This window comes from Streptomyces sp. NPDC051133 (assembly GCF_040682635.1).
Taxonomy (GTDB): domain Bacteria; phylum Actinomycetota; class Actinomycetes; order Streptomycetales; family Streptomycetaceae; genus Streptomyces.
Map to the genome: position 1 here is coordinate 80,470 of NZ_JBFBBK010000013.1, position 20,222 is coordinate 100,691.

Here is a 20,222-nt window from a genome sequence, read left to right on the forward strand (position 1 = left end):
GGCCGGCCGCCCACGCCTTGGTCCTTGCTCGCTCTCCCGGTCAGTCCTCGGGCAGCTCCACGGGGGCGATCTCGTCGTAGACGTCACCCGGGCCGGGGTTCGTCGTGTCGGTCCCGCCGCCGAGGTGGTGCATGACGCCCCAGACCGCGTTCAGCGCGGTCTGGATCGCGCCCTCGGCCCAGCCGGCCGTCCAGGAGATGTCGTCGCCGGCGAGGAAGATGCCGCGCTTGTCCTCGGGCAGCCGGTCCTGCATGAAGTGCGTGAACAGGCGCCGCTGGTAGCGGTAGTGGCCCGGCAGGTTGGCCTTGAACGCGCCCATGAAGTAGGGCTCGTTCTCCCAGGACACCGTCACCGGGTTGCCGATGATGTGCTTCCTGATGTCGACCTTCGGGTAGATCTCGCCGAGCGACTTCAGCATGACCTCCATCCGCTCGTTCGCGGACAGCGGGAGCCACTTCAGGCTGTCGTCGCACCAGGTGTAGGACAGGCAGATCACGGCGGGCTTGTCCGGGCCGTCGTCCAGCAGGTAGGTGCCGCGGGTCATGCGGTCGGTGAGCGTCATCGACATGACGTCCCGGCCGGTCTCCTCGTCCTTGTCCAGCCAGAACGGCCGGTCGACGGGAACGAACAGCTTCGAGGACTCCATGTAGTGGGTGCGCTCGATCGCCGTCCAGTGGTCGATCGGGAACAGCGAGTCGTCGCAGGCGATCTTGGACAGCAGCATCCAGGACTGGGCGGTGAAGACGGCCGCCTTGTAGGTGCGGATGTCGCCGTTCGCGTCGGTCACGGTGATCTGGTTGCCCGCGGTGCGGTGCAGCCGGGTCACGGCCGGCTTGGGCTCGCCGTCCATGTGCAGGGACTTCAGCGAGGTGCCGTACGGCCAGTGGACGATCTTCTCCGGCTCGCGCTCCCACAGGCGCAGCGGCAGCTGCTGGGAGCCGCCGACGATGCCGCGGTGGTGGTCGTCGGCCTCGGTGTAGACGACGCGCAGGATCTCCAGAATGGAGTTCGGGAAGTCGGTGTCCCAGCCGCCGGTGCCGAAGCCGACCTGGCCGAAGATCTCGCGGTGCCGGAAGGACTTGAAGGCCTCGGAGTCGCAGAGGAAGCCGTAGAAGGTCTGGTTGTCGAGCTTGTCGACGAGCTTCGCCCAGATCTCGCGGATGCGCGGGACGTCCCGTTCGCGCATGGCGCGGTTCATGTCGGAGAAGTCGGCGCCCTCTTCCAGGCACTTGTTCCAGGCGTCGGCGACGTCCCGGTACACCTGGGGCAGGTCGGCGACGGTCTCGGCGTAGTGCGACTCGCCCTTGAGGTCCACGACGGTCGAGGGGGTGGCCTCGGCCAGCGGGTTCGGGAAGGGCCTGGTCTCCAGGCCGACCATGTCGATGTAGTGCTGGAGGGCGGTGGAGGACGGCGGGAAGCGCATCGCGCCCAGCTCGCAGTTGAGCTCCTCGTCGCAGCCCTCGAAGCCGACGGTGCGCAGCCGGCCGCCGAGCTGGTCGGCCTCGTAGACGACGGGCTTGAGGCCCATCTTCATCAGCTCGTACGCGGCCACGACGCCGGACAGACCGCCGCCGATGATCGCGACCTCGGTGCCGTGCTCGGTCGCGGGTATCTGACCGAGGCCCGCGGGGTGGGCGAGGAAGTCGTCGTAGGCGTAGGGGAAGTCCGGGCCGAACATGGTGATCGGCGGCTGCTGCTCGTCGGTGTGCTCGACGGCGTTGGGCACCGTGGACGTCATGGGGTACGGACTCCTTGCGCGGGGGTGGTTCGGGGGGAGGCTCGGGGGGTTCAGACGAGGGACCCGTACAGACCGGGGCGGCGGTCCTTCAGGTACGGGTTGGCCTCGCGGGAGGCGGCGAGGAAGGCGGGGTCGACGTCGGCGACGATCAGTTCCTCGCCGCGGCCGGCGCGGCTGCGGGCGATCCCGTCGGGCCCGGCCAGGGCGGACAGTCCGAAGAACTCGAACTCGCCCTCCGCGCCGACCCGGTTGACGTACGCGACGTACATCTGGTTCTCCCAGGCACGCACCGGCACCATCGCCTCGGCGACGAACTGGAACGGGTGCATGTTCGCCGTCGGCACGACGAGCAGGTCGGTGCCGGCCAGGGCGTGGGCGCGGGCGTTCTCCGGGAACTCGACGTCGTAGCAGATCATGATGCCGACGGTCAGGCCACCGAGCCGGGCCTGGACGAGCGACTGCTCGCCGGGGGTGAAGTGGTCGCGCTCGGCGCAGCCGAAGAGATGGGTCTTGCGGTAGTTCGCGAGGCGGGTGCCGTCGGCGGAGATCAGCTGGGCGGAGTTGTAGACGGTCTCGCCGTCCCGCTCCGGGTAGCCGTAGACGAGGGCCAGCCCGTGCCGGGTGGCGATCTCGGCGAGCGCGTCGGCGGAGGCGCCGTCGGCGGGCTCGGCGAGGCGGGCGATGTCGTCGCCGATCGCGTACCCGGTCAGGAACATCTCCGGCGCCGCCAGCAGCGCGGCGCCCGCGGCGGCGGCACGTCCCGCGGCCGCGTCGAGGACCTTGAGGTTCTCGGCGACGGAGCCGGGGCGGCCGGAGCTCTGGAGCAGGGCGGTGCGCATGCGGGGTCCTCACCGGAATGGGAGTTTTGGGGGCCAGTTAGAAGGTACGGTCGGCGCGCGCGGCCGTACAAGAAGGAGCCGTTGCGCGCCGGTGCGCGGTTCGTTGCGTGAAGCGGGCGCCGGACGGCGATTCGTTGCACGCCGCGAGCGGCCGTGCCCGTCCTCCCCGCGGCGTAGGGGGTCCGTGGGCTTCCCCGCCGCACGGGGGAGGCGGGGTGCCGCCCATGGGGCGATGTGCGGACGGTGCGGTCCGGGAAGAGTGGTGAGCGTTCAGTTCACGCGCTTGACCTGCGGAAAGGACCGTCATGAAGCGCCGTACGAAGATCGCTGCCGTCTCCTTCGCCACCGGCCTGCTCATCGCCGCCGGGACGACCGGAGTGGCGGTGGCCTCGGGAGCCGGGATGCATCATCCCCAGCGCGAGGCCGCCTCGCTCACCGGAACCGCAAAGCTGTACCGGTCGGCCGGGGACGACATCACCTTCTCGTTCGACGCGCACCTGGCCGCGCGGGACACCGGGAACCCGCGGAAGGCCACGGGCACCTTCCGGTTCAGCCACTACTTGCACGGCGACGGCGCCTGGGCCGAGGCGAAGGTGGACTGCCTGGTCACCGGCGGCAAGGTGGCCGTCGTCTCCGGTGTGATCACGGCGTCGGACCTGCCGGGTGCCAAGGGCAAGCGGGTGGGTGTCACCGTCCACGACCTCGGCCGGCAGGACCGGCTGGGCTACAGCTGGGCCGGGGTCGGCAGCCCCACGGACACCGCCGACCTGCCGCCGTGCGTGTCGTCGGCTCCCTTCGAGAAGGTGAAGCAGGGCACGGGTGACTTCACGGTCGTCCCGTGGAACCCGGCGCTGTGAGCGTGGTGCGGTACCGGCCTACAGCTCCTTCAGCCGCTGCATGATCTCCCGCAGCAGCTCCGGGTCGGTGGCCGGGCCCGCGGCCGAGAGGCGGCGGGGCGGGTCGATGCGGATCAGGCCCGCCTCGGCCAGGTCGCCGAGCAGGACGCGGACCACGGTCAGCGGCAGGTCGGCGTCCGCGGCCAGCTCCACGACGGGGCGCGGGCCGCGCCGGATCAGCTCGAACAGCGCGGCACGGGCGTGGTCGACCGCGGGGCCCGGCGCGTCGGTCTCCAGCGCGGTGACCCGGGACATCAGGTCGATGGCATGTCCGTCCGCGGGCCGGGTGCGGCCCCGGGTCACCGTGTAGGGGCGCACCATCGACCCGGTCTCGTCCTCGTACCAGTGCTCGTCGCTCACGGCGGGATCATGGGGTGGTGCGGGCGGCCGCGTCCAGGTGGCGGCCGAGCCGGCGGACGAGCAGGGCCATCTCGTGGGCGAGCTGCCCGACGTCGGTCCGGGCCTCGCTCAGCACGGCGAGCCGGCTGCCGTGCCCGGCCGGGGTGATGAAGAGGTAGGCGTCGTCCAGCATGACCATGGTCTGCCGCACCCGGCCCGCGGCGAACCGCTCCCCCGCCGAGCGGGCGAGCCCGTGGAAGCCGGAGCAGACCGCGGCCAGGTGCTCGATGTCCCGGCGGCGCATGCCCTCGGAACTGCTCAGCGGGAGGCCGTCGGCGGTGAGCAGAACGGCCTGGCGGACGTGCTCGGTACGCGCCACGAGGTCGTCGAGCAGCCAGTCGAGACCGGTACCGGGCGCGGCGGGGTTCTCGGGTGCCTGGTCGTCGTCACCGTGCATCGTCGGTGTCCGTCCCTTCGTCGATGGCTGGGGGCGCGTGATCCGGGGCGTCCGCTGCAGGCGCGTGATCCGGGACGCCGGCTGTCGTGTAGCGGGGCGTGCCGGGGGCGGCGCCGGTGCGGTCGGGGGGCAGGTGGCGCCGGGCGGCGGCCGACTCACGAGTGCCGTCGCCGGTGGTCGCCTCACTCGCGGCGGCCTCGGCCGGCTCGCCCGCGCCACCGGCCGCGCGCACGGCCGGAGAGCCGGAAGTGCCGCAAGCGCCGGAAGCGCCCTGAGTGTGACCGTCGGTGGTGGTCGCCTCGCGTGCCGTACCTCCCGCCGTACCTGCCACGGCGCCCGCCGCGCCCTCGGCGTCACCCGCCACGGGCATCCCCTGGCGCCCGCGCTCCAGCCCCCGCTGGAACGCGCCGAAGATGGCCCGCATCTCGTCGGCGTCCACCGCGCGCTCCGGGGCCTCCTCCCGGGGCGCTGGGTCCTCGCGCAGCTCGGGTACGAGGGAGGCCTGCCGGATCCGGCTCGGCAGCGCGGGGACGCCACCGGGCTCGGAGGCGGGCCGTGGCTCCACGGGCAGCTCCCGAACGGCCTCGGCCCGCGGCCCGGCCGTCGACGGCCCCCCGGACCGCCCGTCCCGCTCCCCGGCCTCGGACGACTCCTTGGACGATTCCTTGGACGATTCCTTGGACGAAAAGCCCCGCGCCGCGGCGGGCCGGGGCCCGGTCCGCTTCCTGGACGGCAGCTCCCGTACGACGGCGGTGGCTCCGGCGGGCTCGGCCTGCCCCGCCGCCCCCGCCCCTACGGGCCTCGCCCCTGTCCCCACGGGCCTCGCCTCGGCCCCCGTGGGCTCCGCCTCGGCCCCCACGGATTCCCCGCGGCCCGCCCGGGACCCCGCCCCCGCGGTCACCGGTTCGGGCTCCGCCAGGACGGCCGAGGGCAGCCGCACCACGGCCGTCGTGCCGCCGTACGGCGAATCCCGCAGGCTCACCTCGATGCCGTGCCGGGCGGCGAGGCGGCCGACGACGTAGAGGCCGAGGCGGTCGTGGCGGGTGGGGTCGAAGGTGTCGGGGTCGGTGAGGGTCCGGTGGGCCCCGGCGCGCGCCTCGGCGTCCAGGCCCAGCCCCCGGTCGTCGATCTCCAGCACGAAACCGCTGCCGACCCGCCCGGGACGCAGGGTGACCTGTGTGTGCGGCGGCGAGAACACCGTGGCGTTCTCCAGGAGTTCGGCGACGAGGTGGACCACGTCGGCCACGGCGTCCGCGGCGACGCCCAGCTCGGGCATCGGCGGTACGACCACGCGCGCGTAGTCCTCGATCTCACCGACCGCCGAGGCGACGACGTCCGCGACCGGCACGGGCCGGCGCCAGCGGCGGCCGGGCGCGGCGCCGGAGAGGATGATCAGGCTCTCCGCGTGCCGCCGCATGCGCGTGGTCAGATGGTCGATGCGGAACAGCTCGCGCAGGATGTCCGGGTCCTCGGTGCGCCGCTCCAGTGTGTCCACGAGCTTCAACTGCCGGTGCACCAGCGCCTGGTTCCGGCGGGCGATGGTGAGCAGGACGGCGAACAGGCCCCGGCGCAGGCCGGCCTGGGTGACGGCGGCCTCGACGGCGGCCAGGCGTGCGGTGTTGAAGGACCGGCCGACCTGCCCGATCTCGTCGTCGTGGATCTCGTCGGCGGCGAGCGGCGGCGCCTCGGTCAGCGCGTCCACGTCCTCACCGGCGCTCAGCCGGCGCACCACGTCCGGCAGTTGCCGTGCGGTCAGGACGTCGGCCGCGTCCCGCAGGGTCTCCAGGCGGCGCGAGATCCGCCGGGCACCGCGCACCGCGAACCACAGCGACAGCGCCGCGGCGGCCAGTCCGACCGCGCCGACCACGGCCGCCTTGGTGAGCTCGTGGTAGGCGAAGGCCCGTCCGCGCGCTGCGGAGTTCTCGGCGGCCCGCGTGCACAGCTGCATGTACCGCTTGACGGCCCGGTCCGTGGTGGACCGCCAGGTGTCGGCGGCGACGGCCTTGCCGGCCCCGCCGGCCCCGGCCCGCAGCAGCGCGTCCTCGCCGCGCGCCAGCGACCGGTACAGGTCCCCGCGCTGGAACCCCTCGAACAGGGCCCGGGAGTCGGCGGGCAGGTCCGGCACGTACGTCCGCTCGAAGACGCGGCGGTCCTCGACGGTCGCGGTGAGGGTGTCGTACTGCCCGTCGGTCAGGGTGCCGGCCGCCCGCGCGCCGGCGACCAGCGCGTCCTCCCGCGAGACGAACTCCCGCACCCGCACCAGTTCGGTGACGACCTGCGCCTCGCGCGCCAGCTGTCCGGCCTGCAGGGCGGTCAGTGAGGACTGCACGTCGAAGCCGGGCTCCACGAGCGCGCTGTACTCGGCCACGGCGCGGTCCCAGGTGACGTGCCGGGACAGCACCCGCTCGCGCAGCCCCTCCAGTTTCCCGGTGGCCGCGACCACGGTGTCGAGCGAGTGCCGCTGACGCGCCGTGAGCCGGTCCCGGTCGCCGTCCTGGACCGCCTGCCGCATGGCGTCCACGGCCCGGTCGGTACGGCGCTGCTGCCCGAGCAGCTCCCCCGCGGCCGTCGTGTCGAGGCCGGCGCCCAGGTAGGCGGCGGACATCCGGCGTTCGATCTGGATCTGTCCGATCGCGGTGTCCACGGGGGTGCCGAAGTCCTCGTACACCCCCTGGAGCCGGACCAGCGCGCGCAGCTCGCCGGTGACGGACCACATGGCGAAGCTCCACAGACCCGTCAGCGCGAGGGCCGGGGCGAGCGCGAGCGCCACGATCCGCGTGCGGACGGTGGTGGGACGGCCGAGGGGCCAGCGCATGGATACCTGCCGGAGTTACCAGTCAGTAGAAAGTGCGGCACAACCTACGGGACGGGCGCCCCGCACCGCAATGGTGACCTGCGGTAACCCGGGGTCACCTCGGTGACGGCGCGAAGGTGGTGACAACCGCCGCGTGGTCGGAGGGCCAGTCGTTGCCCGCCACGTCCGGCCAGGGGCGCGGGGTGCCGGTGACCAGGGTGCGCGCGTTCCGCACGGTCAGGCCCCGGTGCAGGACGTAGTCGATACGGTCCTGCGGCTCGGGCCGCCCGCTGCCGTCCTCGTGGACGGGATGGATCGGCGACCAGGTGTGTCCGGGCTCGGCAGCGGGGTCGGGGTGGGCCTCGCGGAAGGAGTCGGCGAAGCCCGCCTCCTCGGCCGCCTTCGTCACCGGCCACTCCACGTCCGTCCGGTCCAGGTGCGAGGGGCAGTTGAAGTCGCCGACGAGGACGACCGGGACCCCGTCGGACGAGGCCGCGCCGATGTGGTGCAGGGCGTCCCGCAGCTGCGCGAGCCGCAGCTCCTCATGGGCGATCAGCTGGTCCGCCGGCAGCCCGTCGAAGGCGGACTCGTAGGGGCCGTACGGCGTGTAGTGCAGGTGCGCGGTCCACACGTCGACCTCGCGGCCGGGGGCCACGGCGATCCGGACGCCCGCGGCGCCGTAGAAGCCGACGTCCGGGTCGCCGTGGCGGGCGGTGATGGGGTGGCGGCTGAGGATGCCGAGGTTCTCGCCGGCCCGGTGGTGGTGCCAGCCGAGGGCCTCGGCCAGCTCCTGGGTGGCGGTGCCCGCGGTCTCCTGGAGCCCGACGACGTCCGCGCCGCTCTCCAGGATCGCCTTGAGCTGCTTGGCCCGGTGGTCGTCGACCCGGCTGCCGCCCAGCCACAGGTTCCAGCTCATGACCGTCAGGGCGGGCACGACCATGCGGCTCAGCTCCTCCACCGTGGTCCCGGCCAGGCTGTCGCGCACGATCCGGCCGGGCGCGGCGCCGATCGGGGCGAGCGACGGCACCGCGAGTACGGCGCACCCGGCGGCCTCGGCGGAGGCCACGCCGGTCTCGGTGTCCTCGACCGCGACGCAGGCCGACGGGTCCACCCCGAGGGCGCGGCAGGCGGCGAGGTAGGGGTCGGGGGCGGGCTTGGTGCGGGCGGTGTCGTCGGCGGTGACGGTGGCCGCGAACCGGTGGGCGCCCAGGGCGTCGAGGACGACCTCGGCGACCGCGCGGGGGGACGCGGTGACCAGGGCGGCGGGGAGTCCCGCGGCGGCCAGCGCGTCCAGCAGGTCCAGGGCGCCGGGGCGGGGCACGATCCCGGTGCGGACGCGCTCGGCGAACTCGCGGTGCAGCTCGGCGGCCAGTTCCGCGCCGGCCCTGCCGGTGGCTCCGGCGAGCCAGGCGGCGGTGTGCTCGACGGGGCGGCCGAGCACGTCGGGCTGGTCGGCATCGGTCAGCGGGCGCCCGGCGACCTGCTCGACCGCCTCCCACCACAGCTGCTCGGTGTCGACGAGCGTGCCGTCCATGTCGAACAGGACGGCCTGCAGCGGGAGTGTGGGGGTGTGGGGGATCACGTTTCTGTCGTTCCTCACTTCTGGGTACGTTCGGCCACCAGCACCGGGCGCTCCGGCAGCGACACGCCGACGGCCGCTCCGGCGCCGAGCCCGGCGGCCTCGTGGGCGGGCAGGTCGGCCTTGACCTCGGTGCCGTCGGCGAGCCGTACGGTGACCCGGACGACGGCGCCCAGGAAGGCGGTGGCGACGACCCGGGCGGTGCCCTCCTCGTCGGCCCGCACCCGGACGGCCTCGGGCCGTACCAGCACGTGCACGTCCCCGTCCGGCATCTCGCCCTCGGCGGGCAGCCGCTGTCCGAGCACCTCGACCGTGCCGTCCTTCAGCGCGCCCGGGATCCGGCTCATCGTGCCGACGAACTCGGCGACGAAGGCGGTGGCGGGACGGCCGTACAACTCGGCGGGCCCGGCGCACTGTTCGAGGCGCCCGGCGCGCATGACGGCGACCCGGTCGGCGATGGAGAGGGCCTCTTCCTGGTCGTGGGTGACGAACAGGGTCGTGATGCCGAGTTCCTGCTGCAGGCGGCGGATCTCCTCGCGCAGGGTGAGCCGCACCTTCGCGTCGAGGGCCGACAGCGGCTCGTCCAGCAGCAGCACACGGGGGCGCAGGGCGAGGGCGCGGGCCAGCGCGATGCGCTGCTGCTGCCCGCCGGACAGCTGGTGCGGGTACCGTTCGCCCTTGTCACCGAGGCCGACCAGCTCCAGCAACTCGGCCGCCCGGGAGCGCCGTTCGGCCGTCCGGACGCCGCGCATGCGCAGCCCGAAGGCCACGTTGTCCACGGCGTTCAGGTGCGGGAAGAGGCTGTACGACTGGAAGACCATGCCGGCGTCGCGGCGGTGGGCCGGGACGTGTGTGACGTCCTCGCCGTCCACCAGCACCGCGCCGGAGTCAGGGTGTTCGAAGCCGGCGAGCATGCGCAGCGCGGTGGTCTTGCCGCAGCCGGACGGGCCGAGCAGGGCCAGGAACTCCCCCGGGCGGACGGTGAGGTCGAGGCCGTCGAGGGCGACGGTCGCACCGAACTCCCTTCGCAGTCCCCGGAATTCGACGGTGGCGGCCTTCTCGGCCGCGGCCTTCTCGAGCGTGGTGGCGGTCATGGTGTGTGTCATCCCCGGGAGGAAGCGGTTCGGGTGCGTCCGCCGGCACCGGCGAGCGCGAGGAGCAGGGCCCAGGTGACGAGCAGGCTCAGCACGGAGACGGCGACGGACATCTGGGCCTGTTCGCCGCCGACGTTGTAGATCCACACGGCGAAGGGGGTGTAGCCGAGCAGATGGGAGACCGTGAACTCGCCGAGCACCAGGGCCAGGGTGAGGAAGGAGGCGTTCAGCAGCGCTCCGCGCAGATTGGGCAGGATCGCCCGGACGAGGGCCTGCGGCCAGGACGCCCCGCAGCTGCGGGCGGCCTCGACGAGGGTGCGGACGTCGATGGCACGCAGGCCCGCGTCCAGCGCCCGGTACACGAACGGCAGCGCCATCACGACGTAGGCGAGGACCAGTACGACCGGGAAGTCCGGGTTCTGGATCGCCACGAACGTCTGGAACAGGGGGGTCCGGGAGAGATGCTCCGGGCCCCACTTCAGGACGGTGGCGATGCCGGCGACGAACGCGATCGGCGGCACCACGAGCGGCAGCGAGCAGACCACCTCCACCACCGGACGCAGCCGGGGCGCGCCGAGCCTGAGCGCGACCACGGCGGGCACCAGCAGCAGCAGGACGACGGCGATGGTGGCGACGGACAGCTCCAGCGAGAGCAGCAGGCTGGGGAGGAACCCGTCGGCGGAGAGGATCTTGGTGTAGGCGTCGAAGGTGACGCCCTGGCCGGGCACGTCGACCGTGAAGACCACGGAGGCGGCGAGCGGCACCAGGAAGTACAGCGCGGCCAGGCCGAGGACGGCCCAGCGCCAGGGGGTCAGGCGTCGAGCCATCGGGCGCTCCGTCGTTGCAGGGGCAGGTACACGGCCATCACCAGGCCCGCGACCAGGACCATGTCGAGGCTGAGGGCGAGGGCGACGTTCTCCTGGCCGACCAGCACGTTGCCGGACAGGGCGTCGGCGATCTGCAGGGTGACCAGCGGGACCGCGCTGCCGACCATCGCGGCGGCGGTGGCGTAGGCGGCGAAGGCGCTGCCGAACAGCAGGACCAGTCCGCCGAGCAGCGAGGGCGCGAGGACGGGCAGGGCCACATGGCGCCAGTACTGCACGCCGGTGGCGCCGTTGTTCAGCGCGGCCTCCCGCCACTGGGTGCGCAGGCCGTCCAGCGCCGGGGTGATGGTGAGGACCATGAGCGGGATGAGGAAGTACAGGTAGACGAGGACCAGGCCCCAGAAGCTGTAGAGGTCCCAGCCGCTGTCCTTCAGGCCCAGGTGGACGGTGAGGACACCCGCGTTGCCGAGGGTGGCGACGAAGGCGAAGGCCAGCGGGACGCCGCCGAAGTTGGCGAGCACACCGGAGGCGGTCAGCACGGCCTCGCGCAGCCAGCGGGAGCGCGAGCTGACCACGGCCTGGGCGAGCGGCAGCCCGAGCACGGCGCCGAGCACGGCGGAGAGCGCGGACAGCTTGACGCTGCCGAGCAGGGCGGTGAGGTACGGGCCCTGCAGCGAGGTGGTCAGGTTCTGCGCGCCGTAGCGGCCCCCGACCGTGAAGGCTCCGTCGAGGATGGCGGAGGCGGGCAGGCCGAAGGCGACGGCCGCGAACACCAGCAGCGGCACCACGGCGAGCCAGCCGGGGGCGCGGCGCCGCCGCTTCGCCGAAGCGACGGGCGCCACGTCCGCACGCGGGAGAGCGGCGGTCATCCGGAGACGGCCTTCCCCCAGCCCTGCGCGAGGACCGTCTTGGCCTTGCTCTGCTGGGTCTCGGTCGGGAAGGAGGGCGTGCCGGTGACCTCGGGCAGCTTGGCCGCGGCGGTCTTGTCGAGGGTGCCGGCCTTGTCCATGGCCGCCATCAGGGCCGGGCGGGCGTAGCCCTTGAGCCACAGGTTCTGGCCCTCGGCGCTGTAGAGGTACTCCTGCCACAGGCGGGCGGCGGCCGGGTGCGGGGCGTCCTTGTTGATGGCCTGGGAGTAGTACTGGGCGTACTGTCCGTCGGTCGGGATGGCGACCTTCCAGTCCAGGCCCTTGGACTTGAACTCGTCGGCGTACCCGGCGTTCAGGTAGTCCCAGTCGATCGAGATCGGCGTCTCGCCCTTCTCGACGGTGGCCGGGGTGGACTCGACGGGCGTGTAGTTGCCGTTCTTCTTCAGCTCGGCGAAGAAGTCCAGGCCGGGCTGGATGTCGTCGAAGGAGCCGCCCTTCGCGAGGGCCGCCGCGTAGACGCCGCCGAAGGCGGAGCCGGACTTGGTGGGGTTGCCGTTGAGGGCGACCTGGCCCTTGTACTGGGGCTTGAGCAGGTCCTTGAAGGTGGTCGGGCAGCTCTTGACCCGCTTGGCGTCGCAGCCGATGGAGATGTAGCCGCCGTAGTCGTTGTACCAGCGGGCCTGCGGGTCCTTCTGGGCCGTGGGGATGTCGGCGTAGGAGGCGACCTTGTACGGCGCGAGGAGGCCCTGCTGGGCGGCGCTCAGCGCGAACGAGCTGCCGAGGTCGAGGACGTCGGGGGTCCGGTCCTGGCCCTTGCGGGTGGTGACGGCGTTGATCTCGTCCTGGCTGGAGCCGTCGGGGCTCTCGTCCTCGATCTTGATGCCGTACTTCTTCTGGAAGCCGTCGATGATCGCGCCGTAGTTGGCCCAGTCGCGGGGCACCGCGATGATGTGCAGCGTGCCCTCCTTCTTGGCCGCCTTGACCAGGGCGTCCATGCCGCCGAAGTCGGCCGCGGAGGTGGCGGTGGCGGCGCTCTTGCCGTCCTTGGTGGTGGTCGACGCCTTGTCGGGGGCGGCGCCGCAGGCGCTCAGCGCGAACGCGGCGACGACGGCGATGGAGCCGCCGAGGACGGCGTTTCTCGGCAGGGACACGGTCACGGTCTCTCCAGGGGTGCACACGAGGGTTGAGGCAGTGCGGAGAACTTGTCTGAACAAGTTGCGTCACAGTACGCCCGGCCGTGGTGTCCTGTCTGTAAACGGGAGCGAAACTTTGGCCCGTGCTTGGCTGCACAATCCAGACCGTTGCAGATCACGCTCAGGTCTCGATTAGGCTGGTCACGCTGTGCACAGCGACCTGAGCAGAGGGGAAGCATGACGGCGCGACACGAGGAGATCGCCGACGAGCTGCGGCGGGCGATCGACCGCGAGCAGTACACGGTCGGCAGCCGGCTGCCCTCGGAGTCGGAGCTGGCCGCGCACTACGGCGTCTCGCGCGGCACGGTCCGTCAGGCCGTCGCCACCCTGACCACCGAGGGGCTGATCGGCTCCCGGCAGGGCGCCCGCCGCGTGGTGCTGGCCAGCCGCCGCAGCCAGAGCTTCGAGGAACTGCGCAGCTTCGCCCAGTGGGCGCGGGCGATGGGCCGCGAGGCGACGGGCCACGTCGTGTCCCAGGAGTACCGCCCGGCCACGCAGGAGGATGCCGTACGCCTCCAACTCCCGGTCGGAACCCCGGTGTTGCACGTCCTGCGCACCCGTGGCCTGGACGGCGAGCCGGTGCTGCTGGAGCGGACGGTGTACGCCGACTGGATCTCCCCGGCGGTGGAGTCGATCGAGCCGGACTGCGCGTCCGTCACCCAACGCCTGTACGACGACACGGGACTGGTATTCGCGTACGGCGAGCACATCATCGACGCGGTGGCCGCGGGCGCGCAGGACGCGGAGCTGCTGGGGGTGCGCCGTACCAGTCCGCTGCTGCGGGTCCGCCGGGTGACGACGACGCGTGAGGGGCGGCCGGTGGAGTGGTCGGACGACCGTTACCGGTCGGACGCGGTGAGCTTCAGCGTGCACAACTCGATGGACAACAACGCGTTGGCGCGGAAGACGGCGGAATAGGGACCGGGGCGCACACAGCGATGTGCCCCGGCCCGGCAGCCGCCCCTGTCCGCAAGCCGCCCCTCCCCGGAAGCCGCCCCTACCCGGGCGCCCCGGAGGAGAAGCGGCGCAGCAACGGCGACAGCACCAGCACCGACTTGGTGCGCTCCACGAACGGCTCCCCGGCGATCCGCTCCAGCACCCGCTCGAAGTGGCGCATGTCGGAGGCGAACACCTGGGCGATCGCGTCCGCGTCCCCGGTGACGGTCGACGCGGCCACGACCTCCTGGTAGCGCTCCAGGCCCCGTTGAATGGTCTCCGGCGAGGTGTTGCGCCGGCAGTAGATCTCTATGAACCCCTCGGTCTCCCAGCCGAGCGCCGCCGGGTCCACCCGCACGGTGAATCCGGTGATGGCTCCGGTGGCCCGCAGCCGGTCCACGCGCCGCTTGACGGCGGGCGCGGACAGGCCGACCAACTGCCCGATGTCCGCGTAGGAGCGGCGGGCGTCCTCGGCGAGGGCGTGCACGATGCGTTCGTCGAGATCGTTCAGCACAGGGGGTGGTTCACTTCTTCGGTTCGGTCACTTCTCCGCCGTCACCGCGAGGTCCGTGTCCGCGGCGAGACGGGAACGGCGATAGCCGTATACGAAGTAGAACACGAGCCCGACGGCCATCCAGACACCGAACACGACCCAGGTGACGGCGGAGAGGCTGGCCATCATCCAGGCGCAGCACAGGAAGCCCAGCGCGGGCAGCACCCACACCAGCGGCACCCGGAAGGTCCGCTTCATGTTCGGGCGCGTCCGGCGCAGCACGACCACGGCGACATTGACCAGCGCGAAGGCGAACAGCGTGCCGATGCTGGTGGCGTCCGCCAGCTGGCCCAGCGGGATCGCGGCGGCGAGGACACCACAGAACACCGAGACGATGACCGTGTTGGCGCGCGGGGCGCCGGTCTTCGGGTGGACCTTGGCGAACACCTTGGGCACCAGACCGTCGCGGGACATGGCGAACAGGATGCGGGTCTGGCCGTAGAGCACGGTCAGCACGACGCTCGCGATGGCGATGACGGCGCAGAAGGCGAGCAGGGTGCCCCAGAAGCTCTGCCCCGTGACGTCCGTCATGATCTGGGCGAGCGCGGCCTCGGAGTCGTTGAAGCTCCGCCACGGCTTGGCACCGACGGCGACGGCCGCGACCAGCACGTACAGGGCGGTCACGATGACCAGGGAGAGCATGATCGCGCGCGGCAGGTCGCGCTGGGCGTTCTTGGCCTCCTCGCCCGCGGTGGAGGCGGCGTCGAAGCCGATGTAGGAGAAGAACAGCGTGGCGCCGGCCGCGCTGACACCGCCCATGCCGAGCGGCATGAAGTGGGAGTAGTTGCCGGACTTGAAGCCCATGAAGCCGATCGCGCAGAACAGGATCAGCGCGGCGATCTTCACGCACACCATGACGGTGTTGGCCCGCGCGGACTCCTTGGCGCCGCCGAGCAGGAACGCCATCGCGAGCAGGACGACGATCAGCGCGGGCAGGTTGAAGACGCCGCCGTCGACGCCGGGCGGGTTGGCCAGGGCATTCGGAAGGGTGACCCCGATGGTGCCGGACAGCAGCTCGTTGAGGTATTCGCCCCAGCCGACGGCCACGGCGGCGACCGAGACGCCGTACTCCAGCAGCAGACACCAGCCGCAGACCCAGGCGATCAGTTCGCCCATGGTTGCGTATGCGTACGAGTACGAGGACCCGGAGACCGGGATGGTGCCCGCCAGCTCGGCGTAGGACAGGGCCGAGAACAGCGCGGTGAGGCCCGCGATCACGAAGGACAGGACGACGGCCGGGCCCGCCTTCGGGACGGCCTCGCCGAGGACGACGAAGATGCCGGTGCCGAGCGTGGCACCGATGCTGATCATGGTCAGCTGCCACAGCCCGAGGGAGCGCCGCAGCGTTCCTCCCTCGCCGTGGCCGCCCTCCGCGACCAGGCGTTCCACGGGCTTGCGCCGCATGAGGCGCGCGGCGACGCCCGGGGACGCGGGGGCGGTCGCTGTGCGGTCGTGCGGGGGTGCGCCTTGATCGAGCACGCTGGCTCCTTATCGCTGCCGGTCATTGCGGACGGGGACCGGCGGCAGCCCGCGAGGGCACGGTTCCGCCGAGCGGAGTCCCCGCCACACCACGTACAGCGCAGCACCCTACGGGGGCGGCCTTCACGGGCGTAATGCAGCAACCTTGCGCGCCCCCGCATGATCATTGCGTTCATCCGACCGGAACGCCAAATCGTTGCGCTCGGGCTGTCGACCGTTGCGCAACGACCTCACAGGTCCCTTTCGTCACGTTCCGTCGCCCACCCGCCCCGGGTACGCCGACGGCCCCCGGCGCTCCCGGCGAGCGGGACCAACGGGGGCCGTGCGGCGGTGAGTTGCGGGTCAGCTCCAGCTGGCGTGCAGCGGCTTGCCCTCGGCGTAGCCGGCCGCGCTCTGGATGCCGACGATCGCCTTCTCGGCGAACTCCTCCAGCGAGCCGGCACCGGCGTAGGTGCAGGAGGAGCGGACGCCCGCGATGATCGAGTCGATCAGGTCCTCGACGCCCGGGCGGGCCGGGTCCAGGAACATGCGGGAGGTGGAGATGCCCTCCTCGAACAGCGCCTTGCGGGCGCGGTCGTACGCCGACTCCTCCGACGTACGGTTGCGCACCGCGCGGGCGGACGCCATGCCGAAGGACTCCTTGTAGGCGCGGCCGCTCGCGTCGTGCTGGAGGTCGCCCGGGGACTCGTAGGTGCCCGCGAACCAGGAGCCGACCATCACGTTGGACGCGCCGGCCGCGAGGGCCATCGCCACGTCGCGCGGGTGCCGGACACCGCCGTCGGCCCACACGTGCTTGCCGTACTTCTTCGCCTCGGCGGCGCACTCCAGCACCGCGGAGAACTGCGGCCGGCCCACGCCGGTCATCATGCGGGTGGTGCACATGGCGCCGGGGCCGACACCGACCTTGATGATGTCCGCGCCGGCGTCGATCAGGTCCTTGACGCCCTCGGCGGAGACGATGTTGCCGGCGGCGATCGGCACCTGCGGGTCGAGGGCGCGCACCAGCTTGATCGCGCTGATCATCGACTCCTGGTGGCCGTGCGCGGTGTCGATGACGAGCGTGTCCACGCCCGCGTCGAGCAGCTGCTTGGCCTTGCCCGCCACATCGCCGTTGATGCCGACGGCGGCGGCGATGCGCAGCTTGCCGTTCGCGTCGACGGACGGGGTGTACAGCGTGGCGCGCAGGGCGCCCTTGCGGGTCAGGATGCCGGCGAGCCTGCCGTCCCTGTCGACGGCCGGGGCGTAGCGGCGGTTGTGCTGGTCGAGGGTGTTGAAGGCCTCGCGGGGGTCGATGTCCGCGTCGAGGAGCAGCAGGTCCTTGGACATGACCACTTCGAGCTGGGTGAAGCGGTCGACGCCGGTCAGGTCCGCGTCCGTGACGACGCCGACGGGCCGCTGGTCCTCGTCCACGACCACACCGGCGTTGTGCGCCCGCTTCGGCAGCAGGGCCAGGGCGTCGGCGACGGTCTGGTGCGGGGCCAGCACGATCGGGGTGTCCAGCACCAGATGGCGGCTCTTCACCCAGGAGACGACCTCGGTGACGACGTCGATCGGGATGTCCTGCGGGATGACCACCAGGCCACCGCGGCGGGCCACCGTCTCGGCCATGCGGCGGCCGGCGATGGCGGTCATGTTGGCGACGACGAGCGGGATGGTGGTGCCCGTGCCGTCCGGCGAGCCGAGGTCCACGCCCTGACGCGAACCGACCGCGGAGCGGCTCGGCACCATGAAAACGTCGTCGTACGTCAGGTCGTACGCGGGCTGGTTGTCATTGAGGAAACGCACGTGCTGCACATCCCAGTCGATCAGAGGTGAGCCCCCAGGCGGGTGCGCCGGGGGAAAAGAGCACGTACTTCATTGTCCCATGCCGGCCCCGTGGGATGCCCGCACAGAACATCCAGGCTGGCCGCCAGGGCTTTAGGAGGATCCTCCAAGGGCCAGCGCGACGGAGAGGGCCGGCGTGTGGTCCGCGGCCTCGGTGAGCACCTCGCGCGCGATCCGCCACTCCTCCGGCCGTGCCTCGGCGTACGGCCGCCAGTTCCGTACGACGAGCAGCAGACCCCGCTCGACGGCGCCCTCGGGCCACACGGTGTGGTCGCCGAGGGAGTCGGCCAGGGCGTCCCAGTTCCGGCCGAACCAGTCGGGCAGCGTGAGGGCACGGGCGGCACGGTCCATCAGGCCGGCCTTGTCCGCGACCCCGTCGAGATCCAGCGTGACCACGAGTTCGGTCATCTCAGCACCGCCCGGAACGAGTTGTAGTGATCATCGGTGTAGTAGATCTCCCCGCCCTGCCCTGTGACGATGCGCCGGGCCCCGCGATCGCGTGAACCGGGCGTCCGCACGGTGTACTCGTGGTAGTAGCCGCGCTGGTGCCCGGGCAGATGCCCTTCGACGTTCCCGAAGACGATCCCGTCCCTGGCGTACGGGTAGGGGCCGCCCTTGTCGATCAGCGCGAGGGTCTGCCGGGCCTCGGGCGGCAGCCGCGACGCGCTGACGGTGGCCATGCCGCGGGCCCAGGCGGGAGCGGACACGGCCGGGGCCGACGGGCCCGGGCTCGCCCCCGCGCGCGTGCCCGTACCGGACGAGCCCGGGGAACACGCTGTCAGCAGGACGGCGAGGACGACGGCCAGCAGCCCCGCGCACGCACGGGACGTCGACCGCGGATGCCGGAGAGGGACGGACCGCAGCAGCATGCCGATGATGCTGCCACGGCCGCCCCCTCGGCGCGGTGCTGTCAGAGCCCGTCCGGGTCCTGACGGCTGAGCGCGGGCTTCGGCGTCGGCCCCGCCGTCATCAGGTAGTCCGCCGCCGAGGTGTCCGTGACCAGGCTGGTGACCAGCCCGGAGCGCAGCACCGCGTCGATCGCCGACGCCTTGCGCTGACCGCCGGCGATGGCCACGACCTCCGGGATACGGCGCAGCTGGTCGGCCTTGACCGTGATGCACCGCTCCCCCAGATCCCGTCCGATCCGGCGCCCCTCGGCGTCGAAGAGGTGCGCGGACATCTCCGCGGAGACACCCAGCGAGGCGTAGTGGGCGCGCTCCTCGTCGCTGAGCATGTCGTGCACCGTGGAGATGCCCGGCTCCCAGGAGCCGATGGAGACGCAGGCGACCGTGACCTTGTCGAAGTACTCGAAGGCGCGGGCGAGCCCCGTCTGGTTGCGCAGCGCCGCAGCGGTGGCCGCGTCCGGCAGCAGCATCGGCGCGTAGATGGGGTGCGCGTCGCCGCCCGACACCTGGGCGGCCCGGCGCACGGCCTCCACCGAGCCGCGCTCGGCGGTCCCGGCGTCGTACACGCCCGTCAGCTGCACCACCGTGCACGGCGGCAGCCGGTCGAGCGCCGCCGCCATGTGGATGGTGGACCGGCCCCAGGCCAGCCCGAGGACGTCCCCCTCGTTGACGAGCTCGCCGAGCAGGTCGGCGGCGACCTCGCCCAGGTTCTCGGGGTCGGGGGTCTCCTCGGCGTCGGCCGGGGACTCGACCACGACGGCGTGCCGCAGGCCGTAGCGGGCGCGGAGCGCGTCGGAGCGCTCGGCGTCCAGCTCGGCCGGGACGCGGATCTCGATGCGTACGAGATCCCGTTCGAGGGCCGTCTCCAGGACCCGGGCCACCTTGAAGCGGCTGACGCCGAACTCCTCCGCGATCTGGATCTTGGACTTGCCCTCGAGGTAGAAGCGGCGGGCCATGGCCGCCGCCTGCACCAGCTCAGCGGGTCCCATCCGCATGGCTGACCGGCCCGCCGACATACCCGACACGGCGATCTCCTCACTGCTGTTCACACTCTGGATTCGCCGTTCATCCTTGCAGATTCGGCGCTGCTGATCCGCCCTGATGGGCGCCGTTCACTTAACCGTTCATGTAGTCGTGGCTCAGTGGTCGCATGCCCAGGACGCCTTGGCGGTGGCCGCGTCCGCCTGGGCGCGCAGGGCACGGACCGCCTCGGCCGGGTCCTGCGCGCCGTACACGGCGGAACCGGCCACGAACACGTCCGCTCCCGCGTCCGCGCACCGCTCGATCGTCGAGGCCGAGACACCGCCGTCGACCTGCAGCCACAGTTCGAGGCCGTGCTTGGCGATCAGCTCCCGGGTGCGGCGGATCTTCGGCAGCATGATGTCGAGGAACGCCTGGCCGCCGAAGCCCGGCTCGACCGTCATGATCAGCAACATGTCGAGTTCCGGCAGCAGGTCCTCGAACGGCTCGATCGGCGTCGCGGGCTTGAGCGCCATGGAGGCGCGGGCCCCCTTGGCGCGGATCTCCCGGGCCAGCCGCACGGGGGCGGCGGCGGCCTCCACGTGGAAGGTCACGGAGGAGGCGCCCGCCTCGACGTACCGGGGCGCCCAGCGGTCGGGGTCCTCGATCATCAGATGGCAGTCCAGCGGGGTGTCCGTCGCACGCGCCAGGGACTCCACCACCGGCACGCCGAGCGTGAGGTTCGGGACGAAGTGGTTGTCCATGACGTCGACATGGAGCCAGTCGGCGCCTTGAACCGCCGTGGCCTCCTCCGCGAGGCGGGCGAAGTCGGCGGACAGGATGCTGGGATTGATCTGCGCGGCCATGACCCAAGCCTGCCATGTCCGGGGCACTGATGTTCGCGCCGGTCCACAGGCAGGCCCGTTCATCGTACCGGCGCGGC

19 protein-coding genes are annotated in these 20,222 nt (G+C 72.3%); 2 read left to right on the forward strand and 17 right to left on the reverse strand.

Annotated elements, in window-relative coordinates; genetic code table 11:
• Nucleotides 1-40: 40 nt before the first annotated feature.
• Nucleotides 41-1,738 (reverse strand): NAD(P)/FAD-dependent oxidoreductase, encoded by a 1,698-nt coding sequence (locus tag AB0N17_RS15800; RefSeq protein WP_366011882.1) that lies wholly within the window; start codon nt 1,736-1,738, stop codon nt 41-43.
• A gap of 50 nt (nt 1,739-1,788) precedes the next feature.
• A complete protein-coding gene (locus AB0N17_RS15805; protein WP_366011883.1) occupies nt 1,789-2,577 on the reverse strand; it encodes a carbon-nitrogen hydrolase family protein in 789 nt (262 codons plus the stop codon).
• Between the two features lie 305 nt (nt 2,578-2,882).
• Between AB0N17_RS15805 and AB0N17_RS15810 the strand changes: the two genes are divergently transcribed.
• Nucleotides 2,883-3,434: a Repetin gene (locus AB0N17_RS15810; protein ID WP_366011884.1), complete on the forward strand. Its 552-nt coding sequence runs from the start codon at nt 2,883-2,885 to the stop codon at nt 3,432-3,434.
• A gap of 18 nt (nt 3,435-3,452) precedes the next feature.
• Here the strand turns inward: AB0N17_RS15810 and AB0N17_RS15815 are convergent, their stop codons facing one another.
• From AB0N17_RS15815 to AB0N17_RS15850, 8 genes are all read right to left on the reverse strand, one after another.
• Nucleotides 3,453-3,833 carry a DUF742 domain-containing protein gene (locus tag AB0N17_RS15815; RefSeq protein ID WP_366011885.1) on the reverse strand — a complete coding sequence of 127 codons (381 nt, stop codon included), beginning with the start codon at nt 3,831-3,833 and terminating at the stop codon, nt 3,453-3,455.
• Nucleotides 3,834-3,840: 7 nt separating this feature from the next.
• The gene (locus AB0N17_RS15820) at nt 3,841-4,269 is read right to left on the reverse strand and encodes a roadblock/LC7 domain-containing protein (RefSeq protein WP_366011886.1); all 429 of its coding nucleotides are present in this window, start codon (nt 4,267-4,269) and stop codon (nt 3,841-3,843) included.
• The gene (locus AB0N17_RS15825; RefSeq protein WP_366011887.1) at nt 4,259-7,084 is read right to left on the reverse strand and encodes a nitrate- and nitrite sensing domain-containing protein; all 2,826 of its coding nucleotides are present in this window, start codon (nt 7,082-7,084) and stop codon (nt 4,259-4,261) included. Before AB0N17_RS15825 ends, AB0N17_RS15820 begins: the two co-directional genes overlap by 11 nt.
• A gap of 94 nt (nt 7,085-7,178) precedes the next feature.
• The gene (locus AB0N17_RS15830; protein WP_366011888.1) at nt 7,179-8,645 is read right to left on the reverse strand and encodes an HAD-IA family hydrolase; all 1,467 of its coding nucleotides are present in this window, start codon (nt 8,643-8,645) and stop codon (nt 7,179-7,181) included.
• A 14-nt stretch (nt 8,646-8,659) separates the two neighbouring features.
• Entirely contained in the window at nt 8,660-9,736 is a 1,077-nt protein-coding gene (locus tag AB0N17_RS15835; RefSeq protein ID WP_366011889.1) for an ABC transporter ATP-binding protein, read from the reverse strand.
• Between the two features lie 8 nt (nt 9,737-9,744).
• Nucleotides 9,745-10,563 (reverse strand): ABC transporter permease subunit, encoded by an 819-nt coding sequence (locus AB0N17_RS15840; protein WP_366011890.1) that lies wholly within the window; start codon nt 10,561-10,563, stop codon nt 9,745-9,747.
• A complete protein-coding gene (locus AB0N17_RS15845) occupies nt 10,548-11,429 on the reverse strand; it encodes an ABC transporter permease subunit (RefSeq protein WP_366011891.1) in 882 nt (293 codons plus the stop codon). Before AB0N17_RS15845 ends, AB0N17_RS15840 begins: the two co-directional genes overlap by 16 nt.
• Entirely contained in the window at nt 11,426-12,586 is a 1,161-nt protein-coding gene (locus AB0N17_RS15850) for an extracellular solute-binding protein (protein WP_366011892.1), read from the reverse strand. The genes AB0N17_RS15845 and AB0N17_RS15850 overlap by 4 nt, the downstream gene beginning before the upstream one ends.
• 213 nt (nt 12,587-12,799) lie before the next feature.
• Here AB0N17_RS15850 and AB0N17_RS15855 point away from each other — a divergent pair, with 213 nt between their 5' ends.
• Nucleotides 12,800-13,540 (forward strand): GntR family transcriptional regulator, encoded by a 741-nt coding sequence (locus tag AB0N17_RS15855; RefSeq protein ID WP_366011893.1) that lies wholly within the window; start codon nt 12,800-12,802, stop codon nt 13,538-13,540.
• Nucleotides 13,541-13,619: 79 nt separating this feature from the next.
• Here AB0N17_RS15855 and AB0N17_RS15860 read toward each other — a convergent pair whose 3' ends face one another.
• From AB0N17_RS15860 to rpe, 7 genes are all read right to left on the reverse strand, one after another.
• Entirely contained in the window at nt 13,620-14,072 is a 453-nt protein-coding gene (locus AB0N17_RS15860; RefSeq protein ID WP_190059775.1) for an Lrp/AsnC family transcriptional regulator, read from the reverse strand.
• Nucleotides 14,073-14,099: 27 nt separating this feature from the next.
• Nucleotides 14,100-15,590, reverse strand: coding sequence for an amino acid permease (locus AB0N17_RS15865; protein WP_366011894.1), 1,491 nt, complete (start codon nt 15,588-15,590; stop codon nt 14,100-14,102).
• 342 nt (nt 15,591-15,932) lie between these two features.
• Nucleotides 15,933-17,375, reverse strand: a complete 1,443-nt coding sequence (locus tag AB0N17_RS15870; protein WP_366011895.1) for a GuaB1 family IMP dehydrogenase-related protein — start codon at nt 17,373-17,375, stop codon at nt 15,933-15,935.
• Nucleotides 17,376-17,507: 132 nt separating this feature from the next.
• Nucleotides 17,508-17,822: a barstar family protein gene (locus AB0N17_RS15875; protein ID WP_366011896.1), complete on the reverse strand. Its 315-nt coding sequence runs from the start codon at nt 17,820-17,822 to the stop codon at nt 17,508-17,510.
• Complete coding sequence (locus AB0N17_RS15880) at nt 17,819-18,283, reverse strand: ribonuclease domain-containing protein (RefSeq protein ID WP_366011897.1); 465 nt, start codon at nt 18,281-18,283, stop codon at nt 17,819-17,821. Before AB0N17_RS15880 ends, AB0N17_RS15875 begins: the two co-directional genes overlap by 4 nt.
• Before the next feature lie 41 nt (nt 18,284-18,324).
• The gene (locus AB0N17_RS15885; protein WP_366011898.1) at nt 18,325-19,368 is read right to left on the reverse strand and encodes a sugar-binding domain-containing protein; all 1,044 of its coding nucleotides are present in this window, start codon (nt 19,366-19,368) and stop codon (nt 18,325-18,327) included.
• A 90-nt stretch (nt 19,369-19,458) separates the two neighbouring features.
• Complete coding sequence (rpe, locus tag AB0N17_RS15890) at nt 19,459-20,145, reverse strand: ribulose-phosphate 3-epimerase (RefSeq protein WP_366011899.1); 687 nt, start codon at nt 20,143-20,145, stop codon at nt 19,459-19,461.
• Nucleotides 20,146-20,222: the final 77 nt, after the last annotated feature.

What these genes read in the sequence shown, in the direction of transcription:
- AB0N17_RS15800 (WP_366011882.1), bottom strand. Translation starts at nt 1,738, where the DNA reads ATGACGTCCACGGTGCCCAACGCCGTCGAGCACACCGACGAGCAGCAG.
- AB0N17_RS15805 (WP_366011883.1), bottom strand. Translation starts at nt 2,577, where the DNA reads ATGCGCACCGCCCTGCTCCAGAGCTCCGGCCGCCCCGGCTCCGTCGCC.
- AB0N17_RS15810 (WP_366011884.1), top strand. Translation starts at nt 2,883, where the DNA reads ATGAAGCGCCGTACGAAGATCGCTGCCGTCTCCTTCGCCACCGGCCTG.
- AB0N17_RS15820 (WP_366011886.1), bottom strand. Translation starts at nt 4,269, where the DNA reads ATGCACGGTGACGACGACCAGGCACCCGAGAACCCCGCCGCGCCCGGT.
- AB0N17_RS15825 (WP_366011887.1), bottom strand. Translation starts at nt 7,084, where the DNA reads ATGCGCTGGCCCCTCGGCCGTCCCACCACCGTCCGCACGCGGATCGTG.
- AB0N17_RS15835 (WP_366011889.1), bottom strand. Translation starts at nt 9,736, where the DNA reads ATGACCGCCACCACGCTCGAGAAGGCCGCGGCCGAGAAGGCCGCCACC.
- AB0N17_RS15840 (WP_366011890.1), bottom strand. Translation starts at nt 10,563, where the DNA reads ATGGCTCGACGCCTGACCCCCTGGCGCTGGGCCGTCCTCGGCCTGGCC.
- AB0N17_RS15845 (WP_366011891.1), bottom strand. Translation starts at nt 11,429, where the DNA reads ATGACCGCCGCTCTCCCGCGTGCGGACGTGGCGCCCGTCGCTTCGGCG.
- AB0N17_RS15855 (WP_366011893.1), top strand. Translation starts at nt 12,800, where the DNA reads ATGACGGCGCGACACGAGGAGATCGCCGACGAGCTGCGGCGGGCGATC.
- AB0N17_RS15875 (WP_366011896.1), bottom strand. Translation starts at nt 17,822, where the DNA reads ATGACCGAACTCGTGGTCACGCTGGATCTCGACGGGGTCGCGGACAAG.
- AB0N17_RS15880 (WP_366011897.1), bottom strand. Translation starts at nt 18,283, where the DNA reads ATGCTGCTGCGGTCCGTCCCTCTCCGGCATCCGCGGTCGACGTCCCGT.
- rpe (WP_366011899.1), bottom strand. Translation starts at nt 20,145, where the DNA reads ATGGCCGCGCAGATCAATCCCAGCATCCTGTCCGCCGACTTCGCCCGC.